This is a genomic window from Corynebacterium sp. c7Ub_26, from assembly GCF_053760365.1.
The window spans coordinates 486,710-503,895 of the sequence record NZ_JBSNBL010000002.1 but is presented as its reverse complement, the minus strand read 5'-3'; the positions used below and the strand labels follow the sequence as shown (position 1 = coordinate 503,895).

Genomic DNA, 17,186 nt, shown 5'->3' with positions numbered 1-17,186 from the left:
TCGGCCGGCCCGTGGCGGTAGCAACATCCGTGGCGGCGGACTTAATCGCGCGGTTCGCGACGCCCGGTCTTTCGCGCCCGCGCCCGAACGCGATCACCCACAGCGTGAGGAAGTGACGCCAGCGCCCGCCCTCCTCGGAGGGCAGCGCGCCCCGCACGAGCGGCACCGCGTTTCATGAACGCGGAGACATCAGAGCGGTCAATGTCGGCCCATTCACGTACAGAAAATGGCGGGACGTGGGCGTAGTCGTCGTAATCAGAATCGTGATCGGCCGGGAGACCGTCGTTAATCCATTCCTCATCATCCGCTGTTCGCGAATGCGGGTTATCAGACGACGCTGCTCCATCGGCAGCGTCGGTGTGTCGTCGGAAAGCAGAGTGCCCCCGCCGGGAAGAAGAACCGGACGCACGATCAAGGGGGAGACGGGACGCGGGGCGACCGTCGATAGCAAAAGCCGCGACAGGAACGTCCATAGATGTTGACGTCAAGGAAAGGCCTAGCCAGGAGTGGAGCGCCTCCATGGCTAACTCTGCGGGGAGGAAGGACAGCTCGATCCCACGGTGAGCCCCGTGTGACCGCTCACCAGCCCAAAACGGCGTTTCAAAAGGCTCCGGCAGGCCCGTGTCCTCGAAAACCGAGGCCCGATTAGAACAGAACGATCGCTCCAACCTGCCCTCGTGCCAATGCGCGAACCCGCCCAGCTGGCTGTGATCGTCGGCGGCGAAAGCATAAATATCGGAGGCCGGGATCGACTCAATCAATTTCATGGGCAACGCGGACAAGTGCGACACATCAAACTCGTAGCCAGGAAATGAGGCCGGCACGTACTGAATAATGGCAACACCGTCGAACCCGCCGATATAGATCTCCCCATGGCCGGCCGACGTCGACCGATTGAGCGGGAAGTCCCCCATGTGCGTGACGGGCCATTGCGGGTTGAGCTGGGCAAGCAGTTTCCGCCCAAAGCCGCGATCGGGGGCGGGGTCATTGGCGAAGACATCCCGCGGGTGAGCAGTGCTAACACACCAAATAGTGACCGTGGCCGAGGGGAACGGGTATTTCACGATAGGCACGGACCCGTGGGGAGTGAAGCCGTCACTGGAACGTGATCCAGATGAATCCGACGCATGAGCCATGTCGTCCCTCCGTTACTCACAGATATGCCGTCTCACACAGGTGTGCGGTGAGTTTCTGTGTGGACAGTGTCCAGCTTAGTCGTGGTCGCGGGTGTGGTTGCCCCGGTTGCGCGGCGGATCCGACCGGTTCGTTCGCACTCCCAACAGGACATCTTCCCAATGGGGAGTCACAGCTTTCCGACGGCGACGAGGCCGGGGTTCAGTGTCCGGGTGTTGTAAGAACGCGTCCTCACTGTCGGACGATCCACTGTGGCTATCGGATGCCTGATCGTGGTCTGAACTGTTGTGGTCATCGTTTGCGCTGGCTGGTCCACCATTGTGGGGATCGCTACTTGCCGACGATCCTGTGTCTGAGAATTTGTTTGCCCGCCGGGATCGGTGGTCATCGAGTCCGACGATTTCCATGCGCCCTGTGCGGCGACGTTGTGTCCGCCGCCCGCGGCCACCGACGGCTCGAGACGGGTGGTGGGGCTGCACGTCGGTGCCCGCGCCGGGTTGTCCTTCGCCGAGGGCTGCGTCATCCTCGGGTGACGAGGGGATGGAGGAGGTAGCGTCGTCGAAGTCCTCGGCGGTTTCGTCGTAATCGAAGTCGGGGTCGCCGTCGGTGTGCAGGCCATGGATCTGCTCTGATTCCTGAGGGTGATCGTCGGAACTCATTGCCGACGAGAAACGCGAGGATCCTCCCCGGCCTCTGGTGCGGGACCGGGGGCGGCCAGGCGATGGGCGGCCGAAGTCGGGGTCAACAAGTTTCGTGGCGGCTTCGTTGCGTGCCACTGTCGTGGCGGAGAGCCCGTCGGAGTGGTAGCTCCATTCCGCGGTGACGTCGGTCATGCCGGATGTCCAGGTCAGGGTGATGATCCACAGTCGGGCGTCGTTGCGGTAGGCGTCCCACGTGGCCTCTGACAGGTCCATTCCGCGCGCTGTGAATGCGGTGGCGAGGACGTCGTCGAGAGTGAGTGTGGACGGGCCGTCTTGTCGAACGGGGTGCGATTGGCGGGCAACAGTGGTCATGCGCTCGCGCTCGGCGAGGATCGGGTGCGCGAAGGGCTCGATTCTCCCTTGCGACATTCCTGAGGCGCGGGCGAGGTCTTCGATGGATTTGCCGCCGCGGATGCGCGCCTGGATTTCTCGCGGGGTGAGGACGACGGTCGGGGTCGACGGAGCCATCAGTGATTCGCTCTGTTCTGATCCGGCTGTGTCTAGTCCGGTTGTGTCCGCTGCGGCATGGTCATCGGCGTCTTTGTCATTATCGACGGCGGAACCGTTGCCCGCGTGTGATGCGTCGGATCCGTCGGACTGAGGTGCCGCCTCTGGGGTGGCGGTATCGGTGCTGGTGGAGTCAGCCGAGCCGCTGACGTCGGCAGCGTCGGCAGTGTCGCCCAACAACCGTTGGAGCGCGGATCGTGTATCCGCAGTTAGCGGCAGCCTGAAGTGCGCCGGAGCGGTAGTGTCCTCGGAATCCACCGAAGCTTCTGCCAAAGTATCCGTCGCGGCGGACCCGTCGGGACTGTGTGGTTCCGAGGCAGCAAAAACCAGGTAGTCGTCGGTGCATTCCTCGGGGACGAGGGAAATTGTCTGCATTACTACCTCCTGGTCACACAAGTCGGGGCGGAATTCCCATTCCTTATGCCATCGTGAATCGCCGTTCACTGTCTTTCATTCTCGTTCGCTGTCGTACGTTTATGTGAAAGCTCCAGAGAACGAATGGCAATGAATGGTCGCGGATGGCTACGAAGGCCGCGAATGGCAAGCCATACATATCCCGACTTTTTCTCAGATACCCCTTTACCTTAGCTGGATTAAGCAAATAGCGGTGATATACGCGCTGGATAGTGCGCACATATCTGGTCCGCTACGCCCCGGAGTAACTGGTACTACGCGCTCTTGTTGGCTAGTTCATTGTCCAGAATGTAATCAATGGCAGATACTAATTTCTCTACATCCGCGGTATCGATAGCCGGGAATGTGCCAATACGCAGCTGGTTTCGTCCAAGCTTGCGGTAAGGCTCAGTATCCAACACGCCATTAGCGCGCAAGATGGCGGCGATTCGCGCTGCGTCGATAGCGTCGTCGAAATCAACGGTCGTGACGACGAGGGACCGCCCCTGCGGATCGGCGACGAATGGTTGCGTCTCGGGGCGCTTTTCAGCCCAGTCGTAAATCACGCGTGACGAGGCAGACGTCCGCTGGACCATTCCGTCGAGCCCGCCGTTGTTATTCATCCACTGCACTTGCTGATCCATCAGTAGCAGCGTCGCTACTGCTGGCGTGTTATACGTTTGGTTCTTCCGAGAATTATTCACCGCAGTCTGCAAATCCAGGAACGCAGGAATAAATCGATCCGACTGCGAAATCCGCTCAATCCTTTCCAGCGCGGCCGGGCTCATCGCAGCGAACCACAGGCCACCATCGGACGCGAAGCATTTCTGCGGCGAAAAATAGTAAGCATCCGCATTCCGAATATCGACGGGTAAACCACCAGCCCCCGAGGTCGCGTCGATAAGGACGAGCGCGTCACCAGACGGCCGCTCCACGGGAACCATCGCCCCCGTCGACGTTTCGTTGTGTGCCCACGCAACAACGTCCGCGTCGACATTGTTAAGTTCCGACGGGGAAGGGGCGGTGCCAGGATCACTTTCGAGGACGATCGGGGCGTCCAACCAGGGGGCTCGCTCGGATGCGGCCGCGAACTTGCCGGAAAACTCCCCGTACTTCAGATGAGCGGAACGACGTTCAATCAAGCTGAAGGTCGCTGCGTCCCAGAACGCGGTGGCCCCGCCCAATGAAGCGACGACTTCGTACCCGTCGGGAAGCTGGAAGAGCGACGTCAGGCCTTCCTGAATAGAGGCGACGATATTTTTGACCCCGGGCTTGCGGTGGGAGGTTCCCATAATGGTGGTCGCGCCCTGATCAATGGCCTTTATTTGCTCCGGGCGGATTTTGGAGGGGCCACAACCGAAGCGGCCGTCGTGGGGGAGGAGTTCCTGAGGCAGTTGAGGTGCGTCGGAGGGGGTTGATGATGTGGTGGGTGTCATGGATGGCTCGTATATCTCTAGAGACTGTGTGTTGGTGGGGATCATAGTGACGCGCTCGTGGATAAGCGAATAAAAACCACAAAACTGTTTAAAATGCGTACATTGGTCTCGGTTCTGCCGGTGAGTAACCCTGAAAGAGGGTGGATTTCTGGCCATTGATTGGTAACTGTAGTCCACGTCACAACCTTTGTTAAACTGTGCGGCATACCATTACTCGGGTATGTCTGCTGTCGCCCCCACGTGAGTGAGGTTCTACACTAGATCGTGAAGAGGGCAGGTCTTCAGTATTTGTCTTGTCGTCCACATGATGGATGCCGTGAACCGGTGAACATCGACCAACAAAGAGGAGACTGCCCTCGAAAGTGTATGAGTGCAGGAAAAATTTAAGCGAGCATCAGCTCCATACGGCATAACCACTGCTTTCGGAGAAAGGGAAAACATGGCTGACAACAATGTTGCAGAGGCCAAGGATAAGGCTGTACTTACCTACCCGGGAGGCAGCTATGAAATGCCGATCGTTAAAGCAACCGATGGGAACGATGGCATTGCCCTAGGAAAGCTGCTCCAGGAAACTGGCTACGTTACCCTCGATCCGGGGTATGTAAATACAGGTTCCACGCTGTCCAATATCACCTATATTGATGGTGCAAATGGGGTTCTGCGCTACCGCGGGTACCCCATCGAAGAATTGGCTGAAAAAGCAACCTTCAACGAAGTCTCTTACCTACTGATTAACGGTGAGCTTCCCAACCAAGAACAGCTCGACGAATTTAACCGCAATATCCGCCGGCATACCTTGGTCGATGAAGACTTTAAGGACCACTTCTCCATTTTCCCGCGGTCATCACACCCCATGGCCGTTATCGCTTCTGCGTTGAACGTGTTGTCCACCTACTACCAGGATTCGCTCGACCCGCTCGACCCGAATATGCAGAAGCTCAACACCTATCGCCTGATGGCGAAGGTTCCCGTGCTGGCTGCCTACTCCCACCGCGCACGTCGTGGCCAGCCGTTCATGTACCCGGATAACGGCCTGAACGCTCGTCAGAACTTCATGCGCATGATGTTCGGCTACCCGACGGAGGATTATGAAGTTGACCCCGTCCTGACGAAGGCTCTTGACCAGCTCCTTATTCTCCACGCGGACCACGAGCAGAACTGCTCCACATCGACGGTTCGCATGGTGTCCTCCGCGCAGGCAAACATGTTCGTGTCCATTGCTGCCGGCTTCAATGCTCTGTCCGGTCCGCTTCACGGTGGCGCTAACCAGGCAGTTCTGGAAATGCTCCAGGAGATCAAGGATAACGGTGGCGACGCTACCGAGTTCATGAACAAGGTGAAGAACAAGGAAGACGGCGTGAAGCTGATGGGCTTCGGCCACCGCGTGTACAAGAGCTACGATCCGCGCGCTGCAATTGTGAAGAAGACCGCGGACCGCGTGCTCAACCACCTTGGTGTCAACGACGATCTCCTGGAAATTGCCGTGAACCTGGAAGTAGTCGCCCTCAAGGACGACTACTTCATCGACCGCAAGCTGTACCCGAACGTCGACTTCTACACTGGCCTCATTTACCGTGCCATGGGCTTCCCGACCAACTTCTTCACCGTTCTGTTCGGCATGGGCCGCTTGCCGGGTTGGATTGCTCAGCACCTCGAGCTCGTGAACGACAAGTCGTCACGCATCAACCGTCCGCGTCAGGTGTACACGGGATACGATGAGCGCCACGTCATTCCGCGTAAAGAACGCTAAGTCACGAGCGCCACACATGATGCTCCGGTGCCACTAGGTACCCCGCCATGAGCCAAGTTCGTCATTACCAGCTACTCTGGTGAGCCGAGCTTGGCTCATTGCTTCGTCAGTTCCCCTATACCAGCGAGTCTGTAACAAAAGGAGAAAATCTCATGAGTAAGCCAACTATCGAGGTCCAATCGGGGCCAGCCCCGCAGGATCTCCTCATTGAAGACATCACGGTAGGGGACGGCCCTGAAGCACAAGCGGGATCCAACGTTGAGGTCCATTACGTAGGTGTGGACTTTGAAACCGGTGAAGAGTTCGATTCTTCATGGGATCGCGGACAAACCATCACGTTCCCGCTCACCGGCCTGATCGCCGGCTGGCAGGAAGGCATTCCGGGCATGCGCGTCGGGGGGCGCCGTAAATTGACCATTCCGCCGGACATGGCATATGGGCCTGCCGGCACCGGCCACCCGCTGGGCGGCCGACCCCTCGTGTTTGTTATTGACCTGGTGGACGTGAAGTAAGAGGGGGCTACGCGGCGCCTACGCGGATCGCCGCTACACCATGGCGGCTCTCACACAATGGTGGCGAGGCGTTCATAATGCGCTAGACGCTGCTCACGCCCGCGTCGCAAAGTGGAATTCAGCTTAATCTCCCACAAGGCATGAGCAATCGAGTCAATGACCACCTTGCTGTCGGCCTCGGCATCGGTGCTGCTCAACGCTGGGATAAGACGATCGACAATTCCGCGCTCGTGAAGCTTATCCGCCGCAACGGACTGATTTTCCATCATCGCCGGTGCATGATCGACGTCCCGGTAAATAATCGCGCTGGCTCCCTCCGGGGGAAGAGGAGCCAACCACGCATCTTCACACGCCAGAACCTGATCGGCAGGAATCATCGATAGCGCGGCACCGCCACACCCCTGGCCGATAATGACCGACACCGTCGGCACGTCGATATCGAGAATCTCAGCCAGCGTGCGTGCAATAGAGCCAGCCATACCGGTTCGCTCCGCGCGGTCGGACAACTCGCCACCAGGGGTATCAATGACGCTGACCAGCGGAATCCCCAGCTCATGGGCCAACGTAATTCCGCGCCGGGCGAATCGCATGGCCTCTGTGCTTAACGGCCAGTCGCCCAACGGTTCCTGCGCGGTCCGGTCCATTCCGACGAACACGAGAGATTGGTCATTGATCCTGGTTAGCCCCACGATCACAGCCTCAGACATTCGCCCGTCCCCGGTGCCAGAGAGCTGAATCCAGTGGTCAGAGAGAGCATTTACGAGATCAGCGGCACCGGTTCGCTGTGGATTCCGGGTTCGGGTGATGGCGTCCCACGCTGACCTCACCTCATCCGACGGTGGCGTCGGCTCGGCCGGTTCCGTCGCATGATCAGGGCGGATAAGAACGTCGAAAAGTTTTGTAAATTGCCGACGAAGGCCAGCGGGATCGATGACACCATCGATGACCCCGTGGCGGGAGAGATACTCGCCCGTCTGAACGCCAGGCGAGAGAGGCTTACCCGTCGTGAGTTCAACGACGCGGGGGCCCAGGAACCCCAGCGTGGCGCCGGGTTGGGCGAAGGTGAGGTGCCCCGCGGAGCCCCAGGACGCCATAGCTCCGCCCGTCGTGGGGTGGCGGAGATACACCAGGTAGGGCAGGTGCTGGTCTTTATGCCGGTGAATCGCGGCGGTGATCGAAATCATCAGCGCAAAGGCCGGCGTTCCCTCTTGCATTCGCGTGCCACCGGACGCGGGCGAAATGAGAAGGGGCAAACTTTCCGCTGTCGCGCGGTGGATGGCGTCGATAATTCGTCGTGATGTCGCAGCCCCGATGGACCCACCGAGAAAAGAGAATTCCGAGGCAACCACAGTAACGCGGTGACCGTCAATCGTTCCGGCCCCGGTGATCACGGCCTCATCAACCCCCGACTTCTCCCGCGCGCGAGCTAATGACGCGGCGTAATCGTCGGAAACCTCTCCATAATCAGGCTTAGTGTCCCAACTATCCCATGAATCGGTATCGAGAATGTCATGAATGAGGTCATGGGCGGATAGGCGCTCGGGTTGAGGGATTGACGGGGAAGAAGAAGTCGGAGTGGATGAACCGGAATGTGACACCATCTTTCTAGCGTAACTCTCATATGTCACCCGCGAGGGGGCTTTAGTGAAATGATGTGCAGGTCGGGTGTGGGGGATATGCCGTGGGTGATGGAGCGCGTCCTTAGCCCTCTGAACTGGGGTTCTGCAGGACTGAGTCATAGCGTGTTCAATGACTCGTATGGCTAACAACACTTCGAAAGCAGAGACGACACAGCAGAACAATGCTGGCCCGACGGCCACGCTGAGCGATGGGACTGTGATCCCACGCTTGGGATTTGGAACATGGGAATTGTCCCAGGAAGAGGCATATTCCTCGGTTCGTACTGCAATTGCGGCTGGATTCCGGCGCATTGATACCGCAATGATTTACAAGAATGAGGAATCAACGGGCAAAGCTATTCGCGATGCTATCGAGAATGGTGATGTAACCCGTGAGGAACTCACGGTCTCAACCAAACTGTGGAATTTCGATCAAGGTTATGAATCCACCTTTGAGGCATTCAACACCAGCATGGAGAAATTGGGGCTCGATTACGTCGACATTTATTTCATCCACTGGCCGTACCCTGAAAAGAATCAATATAAGGAATCTTTCAGGGCGATGATTGAGCTACAAAATCAGGGCCGTATTCGCTCCTTGGCTGTGTGCAATTTTTATCCGGAAACGTTGGATGAGCTTGTTGCGGAAAATAACAAGACGCCGACCATTAACCAGATCGAACTCCACCCCGGGTTCTCGCAGGCAGCGATACGTTCCTTCGATGACCAGCACTCCATTCTGACGGAATCATGGTCTCCGCTAGCCCAGGGTAAGTACTTTGATGAGCCAGTTATTAAGGATTTGGCTGCTAAGTATGGAAAGACACCAGCGCAAATTGTTCTTCGCTGGCACCTTGATATGGGGCTCTCCGTCTTGACCCGCTCCAAGTCCAAAGAACACGTGGAATCCAACTTCGATATTCTCGACTTCTCCTTAACGGCCGATGAAGTTGAGCAGATTACTGCGTTGGACCGTGAAGACGGGCGCATTGGTGCTGATCCCAGCACTGCTAACTTTGAGTGATCCCCCACGCAGCCCGTGTGACACGCGGGCGTGGTGCGGGCACGTTGGCCAAAACGCCGCGGGGGGGCTTGCCCGGCACCTAGCCTGTATTTATGACGAATGAGAACAATGTCACATCCGCATCACCCGACGGCGAGGTCACATTAGACATCCTGCCCGTGGATAACGACACTCCAACCGACGACACGGCGCAGCCACAGGTAGCAGTCATCACAATCCGTCGCGATCACAAGAGAAACTCGCTGAACGCCGACGTCTGCAGCCAGATCGCGACATATGTTCACGAGGCGGAAAATACGGAGTCCGTTCGCGCCATCCTTCTCCGCGGGGAGGGGAAGGCTTTTTGCGCCGGAGCAGACCTCGCCGGTGGCGTGTATACCTCCGCTTTCCATCACAATCTTGATGCAGTGCTGACCTCTATTACTCATTCGCCTCTCCCCGTCATTGCCGACGTCCACGGCCCCGCGGTCGGCGCGGGCACCCAGCTGGCCATGGCGTGCGACCTCCGCGTCGTGGGGGAGAGCGGCTGGTTCCGCGTTCCTGTCGTTCGCCTTGGTATTGCCGTCGATCCGTGGACGATCCATCGTGCCGTCGAAGTGCTCGGCGGTGCCCGGGCACGGTCCTTCCTCTACACGGCTGAGCGACTCGGCCCTGATGCTGCGGTAGCAGCAGGGTTGGCGTCGTCACGAGGAAACCACGACGACGCCTGGCAGGTCGCCGTCGACCAAGCCACGAATGCTCCGCTGACCTTTAGGTATCTCAAAGCCGTCTTTAATCAGATGGTTCCGACGGGAACGTTCGAGGGCAGCCCCACCGAAGGGACTGGGCATGACGGCGCTGACCTCACCGCTGTTCATGAACGCTTGCGCACAGAGTGCTGGAATTCCGACGACGCCGCCGAGGCAAGGGCTGCGCGGTTTGAAAAACGTTCCCCGGTGTTCAAGGGCAAATAGGCTCCGGCACAGGCAGCCGAGCGTCGGGACTCGAGCGTCGTCAACCCGGCCCCGGGAGTCGAACGTCGATAGCCGAGTCGTGTTAATAAGGCGTTCTCTACAATGAGCACATGGCTCAACAACAGTCCGACGCTTCGTCGTCTCACGATCCTGCGGCGTCGTCCGATTCTTCTGCTGCTGATGATGACCGTACTTTCCACACGGATCCGTCGGTGGGGTTGACCTCGCAGGAGGTCGAGGAACGTCGTCGTGACGGTAAAGGCAACACGCTGCCTGAACGGTCCGGGCGCTCAACCTGGTCGATTATTAAGGCGAATGTTTTTACCCGCATTAACGCAATGCTGGGCGTCCTCCTCGTCATCGTGCTGGCAACGGGATCGCTTATTAACGCGATGTTCGGGCTGTTGATCATCGCAAACTCGGGCATCGGGATTATCCAGGAGCTTCGCGCCAAGCGGACGCTAGACAAGCTCACCATCGTCGGCGAAGCGCGGCCCACCGTCCGGAGAGATGGGGAAGAGCAGGAGATTTCCCGCGACGAGGTTGTGCTCGATGACCTCATCATTTTGAAGTCGGGAGTCCAGGTCGTTGTCGACGGCGTCGTCGTCGAGTCTGTGCACGTCGATATCGACGAATCGATGCTCACCGGGGAATCCGACCCCGTGGAGAAATCGCCGGGGGATGAAGTTCTTTCTGGATCATTTGTGCAGTCCGGCCATGGGCTCTACCAGGCGACGAAGGTCGGGGCGGATTCGTACGCTGGGAAATTGACGGCGGCAGCGAATAAATTCGAGCTCACCGATTCCGAGTTGATGACGGGCATCAACAAGATCCTTCGCATTATTACGTGGTTGCTGATCCCGACCGGAATCTTGACGATTTGGACCCAGTTGTTCCGCTCCGGGGATTCACTCCGCGACGCAGTGTTGGCCATGGTTGCCGCGCTCGTCCCGATGGTCCCCGAAGGCCTGGTGTTGATGACGTCGATCGCGTTCGCCGTCGGGGTTGTCCGCCTGGGCAAGTTTAAAGCGCTGGTCAATGAGCTGCCAGCGATTGAGGGCTTGGCTCGCGTCGACGTCGTCTGCACCGATAAAACCGGCACGCTGACGGAAAACAGAATGGTCCTCAACGACGTCGTGGAAGTGAAGTCGGATCGGAAATCCGGATCTACCAGCGATTCGTCGGTCGACGAACCACTCTCAGAAACGGACGAGGGATGGGTTCGCGTCGACCAGGAAGTTCTGGGCGCGTTGGCGTCGTTAATCGCGGCGGACGACGACAAGAACGACACCTCAGAGGCCATCGCCGAAGGAATCCACGATCTCGACTCGGACACCGAAGTCATGGACCCCACGGATACCAAGGCATTTTCGTCGGCACGAAAATGGTCGGGAGCTAGTTTTGGTGAGACGACGTGGGTGATGGGCGCTCCAGATGTTATTGCGCTACCGGGGTCGGATGCAGCCGAAGCAGCCGATGAGGTGGGCCGACGTGGCCTGCGTGTTCTGCTCCTGGCCCAGGCGTCGAAAAAGCTCGACGACATTACCGCGACGCCTAAAGACCCCGGCGATGATGACCTCACCCCGCGGGGGCTGATCGTCCTTGAGCAAAAAGTGCGCGATGATGCGCAGGAGACGATCGAGTACTTCGACCGCGAGAAAATGCACGTCAAGGTTATTTCCGGGGACAACGCGGAGTCTGTGGGGGCCGTGGCGTCGTCGGTGGGTATTGATAGTTCGAAGACTATCGATGCCCGCGAACTCCCCGATTTCGAGTCCGACCAAGATCAATTCGACGAGGTCGTGGAAGAGTCCACGGTGTTTGGACGCGTGACACCCGAGCAGAAGCGCGCGATGGTCGGCGCGCTGCAGCGCAACAACCACACCGTCGCGATGACGGGTGACGGCGTGAACGATGTGCTGGCTCTGAAGGACGCCAATATCGGTGTGGCGATGGGTGCAGGTTCCCCGGCGACGCGATCGGTTGCCCAGTTGGTGTTGCTGAACAATTCCTTTGCGACGCTGCCGCATGTGGTTGCCGAAGGCCGCAGGGTCATTGGCAACATCGAGCGCGTAGCTAACCTTTTCTTGACGAAGACCGTGTACTCGGTGCTGCTGGCGCTGATCGTCGGCATCTTCGGAATGAGCTACCCCTTCCAACCCATTCACGTGACCATGACCGGCTGGTTCACCATCGGAATTCCGGCGTTTATTTTGTCGCTGGCCCCGAACCACGAACGGGCAAAGTCCGGCTTCGTCAGTCGCGTCCTGTGGCTGGCGGTCCCGTCGGGAGTCCTTATCGGTGCCGTGACAGTCGGGTTCTGGTTGTGGGTCACACGAGGCGACAACTTTGACCGATCACAAGCCTCGACTGCGACGCTGACTGTAATGATCACGATGGCGCTGTGGGTGCTGATCGTGGTTGCTCGCCCCTACAAGTTGTGGAAGATCGTCCTGCTGGTGGTCTCGGCTCTGGCCTATGTCGTGATTTTCTCGGTTCCGTGGATTGCGCACATTCTGTTGCTGGATCCGACGAACCTTGGGCTGATGTCCCAGGCACTCATCGTCGGCGCAGTCGGGTGTGTTGCCATCGAAATCGCGTGGTGGATTAGCCACACGAAGCGAGGCGATGCGGAGTTGTGGGATCACTCGGAGGCCGAGGGCGTGTTCAAATACTAAGTGCGCGCAGATCGCTCCGTGCCCCCGTAGCCGTTCCCGTGTCCGTTGCCCGTCGTCGTTCTCCTCGCAGGCGGTCACGGTTAATTAGCTGTACATTGTGGTCAGGCTCATTCGATTCACGATTAACCAATCAGTAGGGTTGTCATCCATGACTTCAGTCCCAGTAGCCGACACAATGGCGGTCTCTCAGACGGTGCTGGCGTCGGGCCAGGCAAATACCGACACCATGATTTTGCTCACCGCAATTCTGGCGGTGGCACTGTTGGCTCCCATCTTGTCCTTTATGACGGGCAAACGTATCCCGGCCGTGGTGTTCCTCATTGTTTTGGGCGTCATTATTGGCCCCAGCGTGTGGGGCGTCGCGGAGATCGATTCCGGTATTTCGATCTTGCGTCAGCTGGGCTTGGGAATGTTGTTCCTGCTGGCCGGTTACGAGTTAGACACGGACTCGTTGCGCAGCAAAGAGGGCGGTAATGCCGCGTTGACGTGGCTCATGTGCCTCGTCTTGGCATTCATTGGTGCGCTGGTTTTCCTGAAAGGAAACGGAGCACTGACTGCGGTCACGCTGGCCATCGCCGTCACATCCACCGCCTTGGGTACGTTGTTGCCGATCTTGAAGCAGTCGGATTTGTTGCGGACCAACGTCGGTAAATCCGTCATGCTACACGGTGCTGTCGGCGAATTGATGCCCATCATGGCCATCGCTCTGTTGCTCTCCGCGAGGTCCATGGGCGTGACATTCCTGATTCTGCTCGCGTTCTTCGCCATCGCAGCCATGGTGGCGGTGGTGCCGCGAACCGTGGCCGCTCTCGTCCCGTGGGTGGGGCGCGCGATTATCGACGGTGCCTCGGCGACGAACCAGTCGATCGTCCGCATGGTGGTCCTGATGCTGGCGATCCTGATGACAGTCGCGGCAGTGTTTGACCTTGACGTCGTCTTGGGAGCGTTCGCCGCTGGTATTGTTCTGCGCGGCCTTGTCCCAGAGCGTGCTCACGGCCTTATCGAGGAACGCTTGGACGTGGTGGGCTACGGCTTCTTCATCCCCGTCTTCTTCGTGTGTTCAGGTATCAATATCGACGTGCAGACCGTTGGGGCCAACATTGGGGAACTGTTCGCTGTGGTCGGCGTCATTCTGGTGGCCCGTGGGGTGCCGGTGTTCCTGCGCGAAATGCTCACCAAGACCGGTTCGAAGCTGACGACGACGAATCAGAAGCTTCAGCTCGCCTGCTATGCCTCGACGGGTCTGCCGATCATCGTTGCGGTCACCGAAGTGGCGACGAATGCGCACCTTTTGGAAGAATCGGCGGCTTCTCTTCTGGTCGCTGGTGGTGCGGTGACGGTTCTGCTCTTCCCGCTGGTTGCTGCCGCGCTTCAGCCTAAGGACAAGAGGAAGCTGTAACGCGGTTTTCTGGTCGCGGCGGTTGTCGGCTATCCTGGTTCTGCTCTGAGTTCCAACTCCTGGTGGTTGAGGAACCGCGTATGTGGGCCTTTGCCAGCGGGAATGGTGACTGAAGTGCTTTTGCCCTAGTAGCTCAGTGGATAGAGCACGGCTCTCCTAAAGCCGGTGTCGGAGGTTCGATTCCTCTCTGGGGCACAATAGTTTGTCGATCGCGGGCATGAAAAATGCTCATGCGGTATTGCTGTGCGGCTGATTCCCTGAAAAACGGTCTGGGTTTCAGCTTATTTTTGTTGGTAAGGAACTTTCATCAAGTTCATCACGACTACATGACTAGACGCCGTACCTACGGAGTCGTAGGTACGGCGTGATTTTGTTTAGGGTCCTGATGTTTTGTACTTAGCGTCGCGATCTCGGTGGATTCTCAGTTAGCCACCATTATTGGGGAGCGGTGAAATCCTCGTTAATTTGTCTAGTGTTCAACATTGGAGGCAGCGATGGATGTCGTGGATATTTCGCGATGGCAGTTCGGGATTACCACCGTCTACCATTTCATTTTCGTTCCGCTTACCATTGGTATGGCCCCATTGGTGGCTATCATGCAAACAATGTGGGCCTTAACCTCAAAGCCTTACTGGTATCGGGCCACACGTTTTTTTGGCAACGTATTACTCATTAACTTTGCTATGGGGGTAGCTACCGGTATTGTTCAGGAATTCCAATTCGGAATGAACTGGTCGGAATACTCGCGCATGGTGGGAGATGTATTCGGTGGTCCACTAGCGATTGAGGGGCTTATTGCCTTTTTTATGGAATCCGTGTTCTTAGGAATGTGGATATTCGGTTGGGGCCGATTACCAGCATGGCTCCATACAGGTGCCATTTGGATGGTCGCGTTCGGCGTAAACATCTCGGCTTTTTTCATTATTGTGGCGAATTCCTTTATGCAGCATCCTGTGGGTGCCGAATACAATCCACATACCCATCGGGCTGAATTGACTGATTTCGGTAAGCTCCTCACGAACCCTACGGCATTGGCTGCTTTCCCACATACCGTTTTAGGGGGATTCCTCACCGCAGGTACCTTTGTTTTAGGCATCTCATGCTGGTGGCTCGTCCATGCCCACCGCATCGGAAAGTTGCAGACGGAAAGCGATAGCGCGGATACCGGTGCTGCTGAACCCGACAATCCCTACTCCATGTATCGTCCGCTCATACACTTTGGAATCTGTGTTGTTGCGATATCAGCGATTGCTCTCGGAATTACAGGGGATACGCAAGCAAAAATGATGTTTCGGCAGCAGCCGATGAAAATGGCGTCCGCTGAATCATTGTGCCACACCCATACTGATCCGATGTTTTCTGTTTTAACTATCGGAACTCACAATAATTGTGACTCAGTTATCCACTTGATTGAAGTCCCTTGGGTGCTTCCTTTCCTCGCGAAAGGACAATTCACTGGTGTTACTTTGAAGGGTGCTTCTGAGTTGCAGAAGGAAGCGGAGAAATTATATGGACCAGGTAACTACTCCCCAAATCTTTTTGTAACATATTGGTCGTTCCGGGCCATGATTGGTCTGATGCTCGGGTCCATTGCCTTGGCATTCTTTGCCTGGTTTTTCACGCGGCACGGGCGCCTTCCGCGAGGTAGATGGCAGAAAATTTTCAGCTTCGGCAGTATCGCGGCTATTGCGTTCCCATTCTTAGCTAACTCATCGGGTTGGATTTTTACTGAAATGGGGCGCCAACCGTGGATTGTTCATCCAAATCCCGATTCAGTCGGTGATCCTCGCACCGACAACATTCGAATGATTGTCGACATGGGTGTATCAGATCATGCGGCGTGGAATGTAATTCTTACTCTGGTTGGATTTACGATAACTTATCTCGCTCTGTTCGTTGTTTGGTTCTGGTTGACAAAGCGGGCAGTTCTTAGCGGGCCAACTGAGGACGATCATCCGACCGACGATCAGGAAAACTCTTGCCGTGATGTAGGTGGACGGGCTGACTCGGGTAATGCTGACGAGGTAGGAACAGTGAGCTTCTCCCATTTAGCAGTGAAAAACACCAAGGAGTAAAAAGACGATGTTTGAACTCGATTTACCTACTCTATGGTTTATACTCATCGGTTTTCTGTTTTCGGGGTATTTCTTACTCGAGGGATTTGACTTCGGTGTAGGAATGCTTCTGCCGTTTTTGGGTACCGATGAGCGTAAAAGATCAGCAATGATTTCGTATATTGTCCCGGTGTGGGATGGCAACGAAGTATGGCTCATCACAGCTGGTGGTTCTATATTCGCTGCCTTTCCTATGTGGTATGCGGATATTTTTTCGGGTTATTATGTGCCGCTGTTCTTAATTCTTTTGGCGCTTATTGTTCGTGCCGTGAGCATTGAGTGGAGGGGAAAAGTTGATACCCGGAAGTGGCGTCAATGGTGTGATGGCGGAATAGTGTTGGGCTCAGGGTTACCGCCCGCGATATGGGGGGTGATGATAGCCAATCTGGTACGAGGCCTGCCAGATCATGTTTCCCGGGTATATCCACTGTTCAATGTTTATAGCATGGTGGGAGCTTTGGCATTTATTTTCGTCTTCATCTTTCACGGTTCACTCTTTATCCGTTTGAAGACCTCAGGTATTTTACGGCTTAATGCCCGAAAGCTAGCCTCCATTTTTGCTGGCTTATCTATTCTTTGTGGCGGAGTTTTTGTGTTATGGACCCAACTCTCTTTTGGAGAGGAAACCACGTGGGGATGGACTGTGCTTGCAGTGGCTGGCTTGGTTCTTGCTCTAGTCTGTGCACATCGTGACCGAGATGGTTGGGCCTTTTTCTTCACGTGCGTGGCGATCGTTTCAATTACTGGCCTCGCCTTTGGTGCGATGTTCCCGACGCTATGGACCGGTTTGGATGTCTGGGATGCATCATCAAGTCGGTATACGTTGACTGTTTTGACCTGGTGTGCGGCCTTTGGAGCACCTTTTGTTGTGATGTACCAGGCGTGGACGTACTGGATATTTAGGAAAAGAATTACCGCTGATCCTGTTCTCTCCGAATAACTCGATGGTCAGTGGTGGATTCGACA

At 56.8% G+C, this 17,186-nt stretch carries 12 protein-coding genes and 1 tRNA gene; 9 read left to right on the top strand and 4 right to left on the bottom strand.

Features of this window, described 5'->3' with window-relative positions; all coding sequences use genetic code 11:
- Positions 1-41 precede the first annotated feature (41 nt).
- The 3 genes from ACWORE_RS05700 to serC form a co-directional block, all read right to left on the bottom strand.
- The gene (locus ACWORE_RS05700; RefSeq protein WP_455303097.1) at positions 42-1,136 is read right to left on the bottom strand and encodes a DUF6928 family protein; all 1,095 of its coding nucleotides are present in this window, start codon (positions 1,134-1,136) and stop codon (positions 42-44) included.
- Between the two features lie 75 nt (positions 1,137-1,211).
- Positions 1,212-2,717, bottom strand: a complete 1,506-nt coding sequence (sepH, locus tag ACWORE_RS05695; protein WP_455303096.1) for a septation protein SepH — start codon at positions 2,715-2,717, stop codon at positions 1,212-1,214.
- 293 nt (positions 2,718-3,010) lie between these two features.
- On the bottom strand, positions 3,011-4,171 hold the full coding sequence (gene serC / locus ACWORE_RS05690; RefSeq protein ID WP_455303095.1) for a phosphoserine transaminase: 1,161 nt from the start codon (positions 4,169-4,171) through the stop codon (positions 3,011-3,013).
- Positions 4,172-4,610: 439 nt separating this feature from the next.
- Here serC and ACWORE_RS05685 point away from each other — a divergent pair, with 439 nt between their 5' ends.
- Together ACWORE_RS05685 and ACWORE_RS05680 are read left to right on the top strand one after the other, a co-directional pair.
- Positions 4,611-5,921 carry a citrate synthase gene (locus tag ACWORE_RS05685; protein ID WP_455303094.1) on the top strand — a complete coding sequence of 437 codons (1,311 nt, stop codon included), beginning with the start codon at positions 4,611-4,613 and terminating at the stop codon, positions 5,919-5,921.
- Positions 5,922-6,073: 152 nt separating this feature from the next.
- On the top strand, positions 6,074-6,433 hold the full coding sequence (locus tag ACWORE_RS05680; RefSeq protein ID WP_296139089.1) for an FKBP-type peptidyl-prolyl cis-trans isomerase: 360 nt from the start codon (positions 6,074-6,076) through the stop codon (positions 6,431-6,433).
- A 50-nt stretch (positions 6,434-6,483) separates the two neighbouring features.
- Here ACWORE_RS05680 and ACWORE_RS05675 read toward each other — a convergent pair whose 3' ends face one another.
- Entirely contained in the window at positions 6,484-8,034 is a 1,551-nt protein-coding gene (locus ACWORE_RS05675; RefSeq protein ID WP_296139091.1) for a carboxyl transferase domain-containing protein, read from the bottom strand.
- A gap of 157 nt (positions 8,035-8,191) precedes the next feature.
- Here ACWORE_RS05675 and ACWORE_RS05670 point away from each other — a divergent pair, with 157 nt between their 5' ends.
- The 7 genes from ACWORE_RS05670 to cydB all read left to right on the top strand — a co-directional run bounded on the left by ACWORE_RS05670 (position 8,192) and on the right by cydB (position 17,160).
- Positions 8,192-9,076, top strand: coding sequence for an aldo/keto reductase (locus ACWORE_RS05670; RefSeq protein ID WP_367270430.1), 885 nt, complete (start codon positions 8,192-8,194; stop codon positions 9,074-9,076).
- A 92-nt stretch (positions 9,077-9,168) separates the two neighbouring features.
- Positions 9,169-10,029, top strand: coding sequence for an enoyl-CoA hydratase (locus ACWORE_RS05665; protein ID WP_406605621.1), 861 nt, complete (start codon positions 9,169-9,171; stop codon positions 10,027-10,029).
- Between the two features lie 110 nt (positions 10,030-10,139).
- A complete protein-coding gene (locus tag ACWORE_RS05660; protein WP_406605622.1) occupies positions 10,140-12,707 on the top strand; it encodes an HAD-IC family P-type ATPase in 2,568 nt (855 codons plus the stop codon).
- Between the two features lie 175 nt (positions 12,708-12,882).
- Positions 12,883-14,106, top strand: a complete 1,224-nt coding sequence (locus tag ACWORE_RS05655; RefSeq protein ID WP_455303125.1) for a cation:proton antiporter — start codon at positions 12,883-12,885, stop codon at positions 14,104-14,106.
- Positions 14,107-14,228: 122 nt separating this feature from the next.
- Positions 14,229-14,301: transfer RNA gene (locus ACWORE_RS05650), tRNA-Arg, on the top strand.
- Between the two features lie 299 nt (positions 14,302-14,600).
- Positions 14,601-16,181: a cytochrome ubiquinol oxidase subunit I gene (locus ACWORE_RS05645; RefSeq protein WP_455303093.1), complete on the top strand. Its 1,581-nt coding sequence runs from the start codon at positions 14,601-14,603 to the stop codon at positions 16,179-16,181.
- Between the two features lie 7 nt (positions 16,182-16,188).
- Positions 16,189-17,160, top strand: a complete 972-nt coding sequence (gene cydB, locus ACWORE_RS05640; RefSeq protein WP_455303092.1) for a cytochrome d ubiquinol oxidase subunit II — start codon at positions 16,189-16,191, stop codon at positions 17,158-17,160.
- Positions 17,161-17,186: the final 26 nt, after the last annotated feature.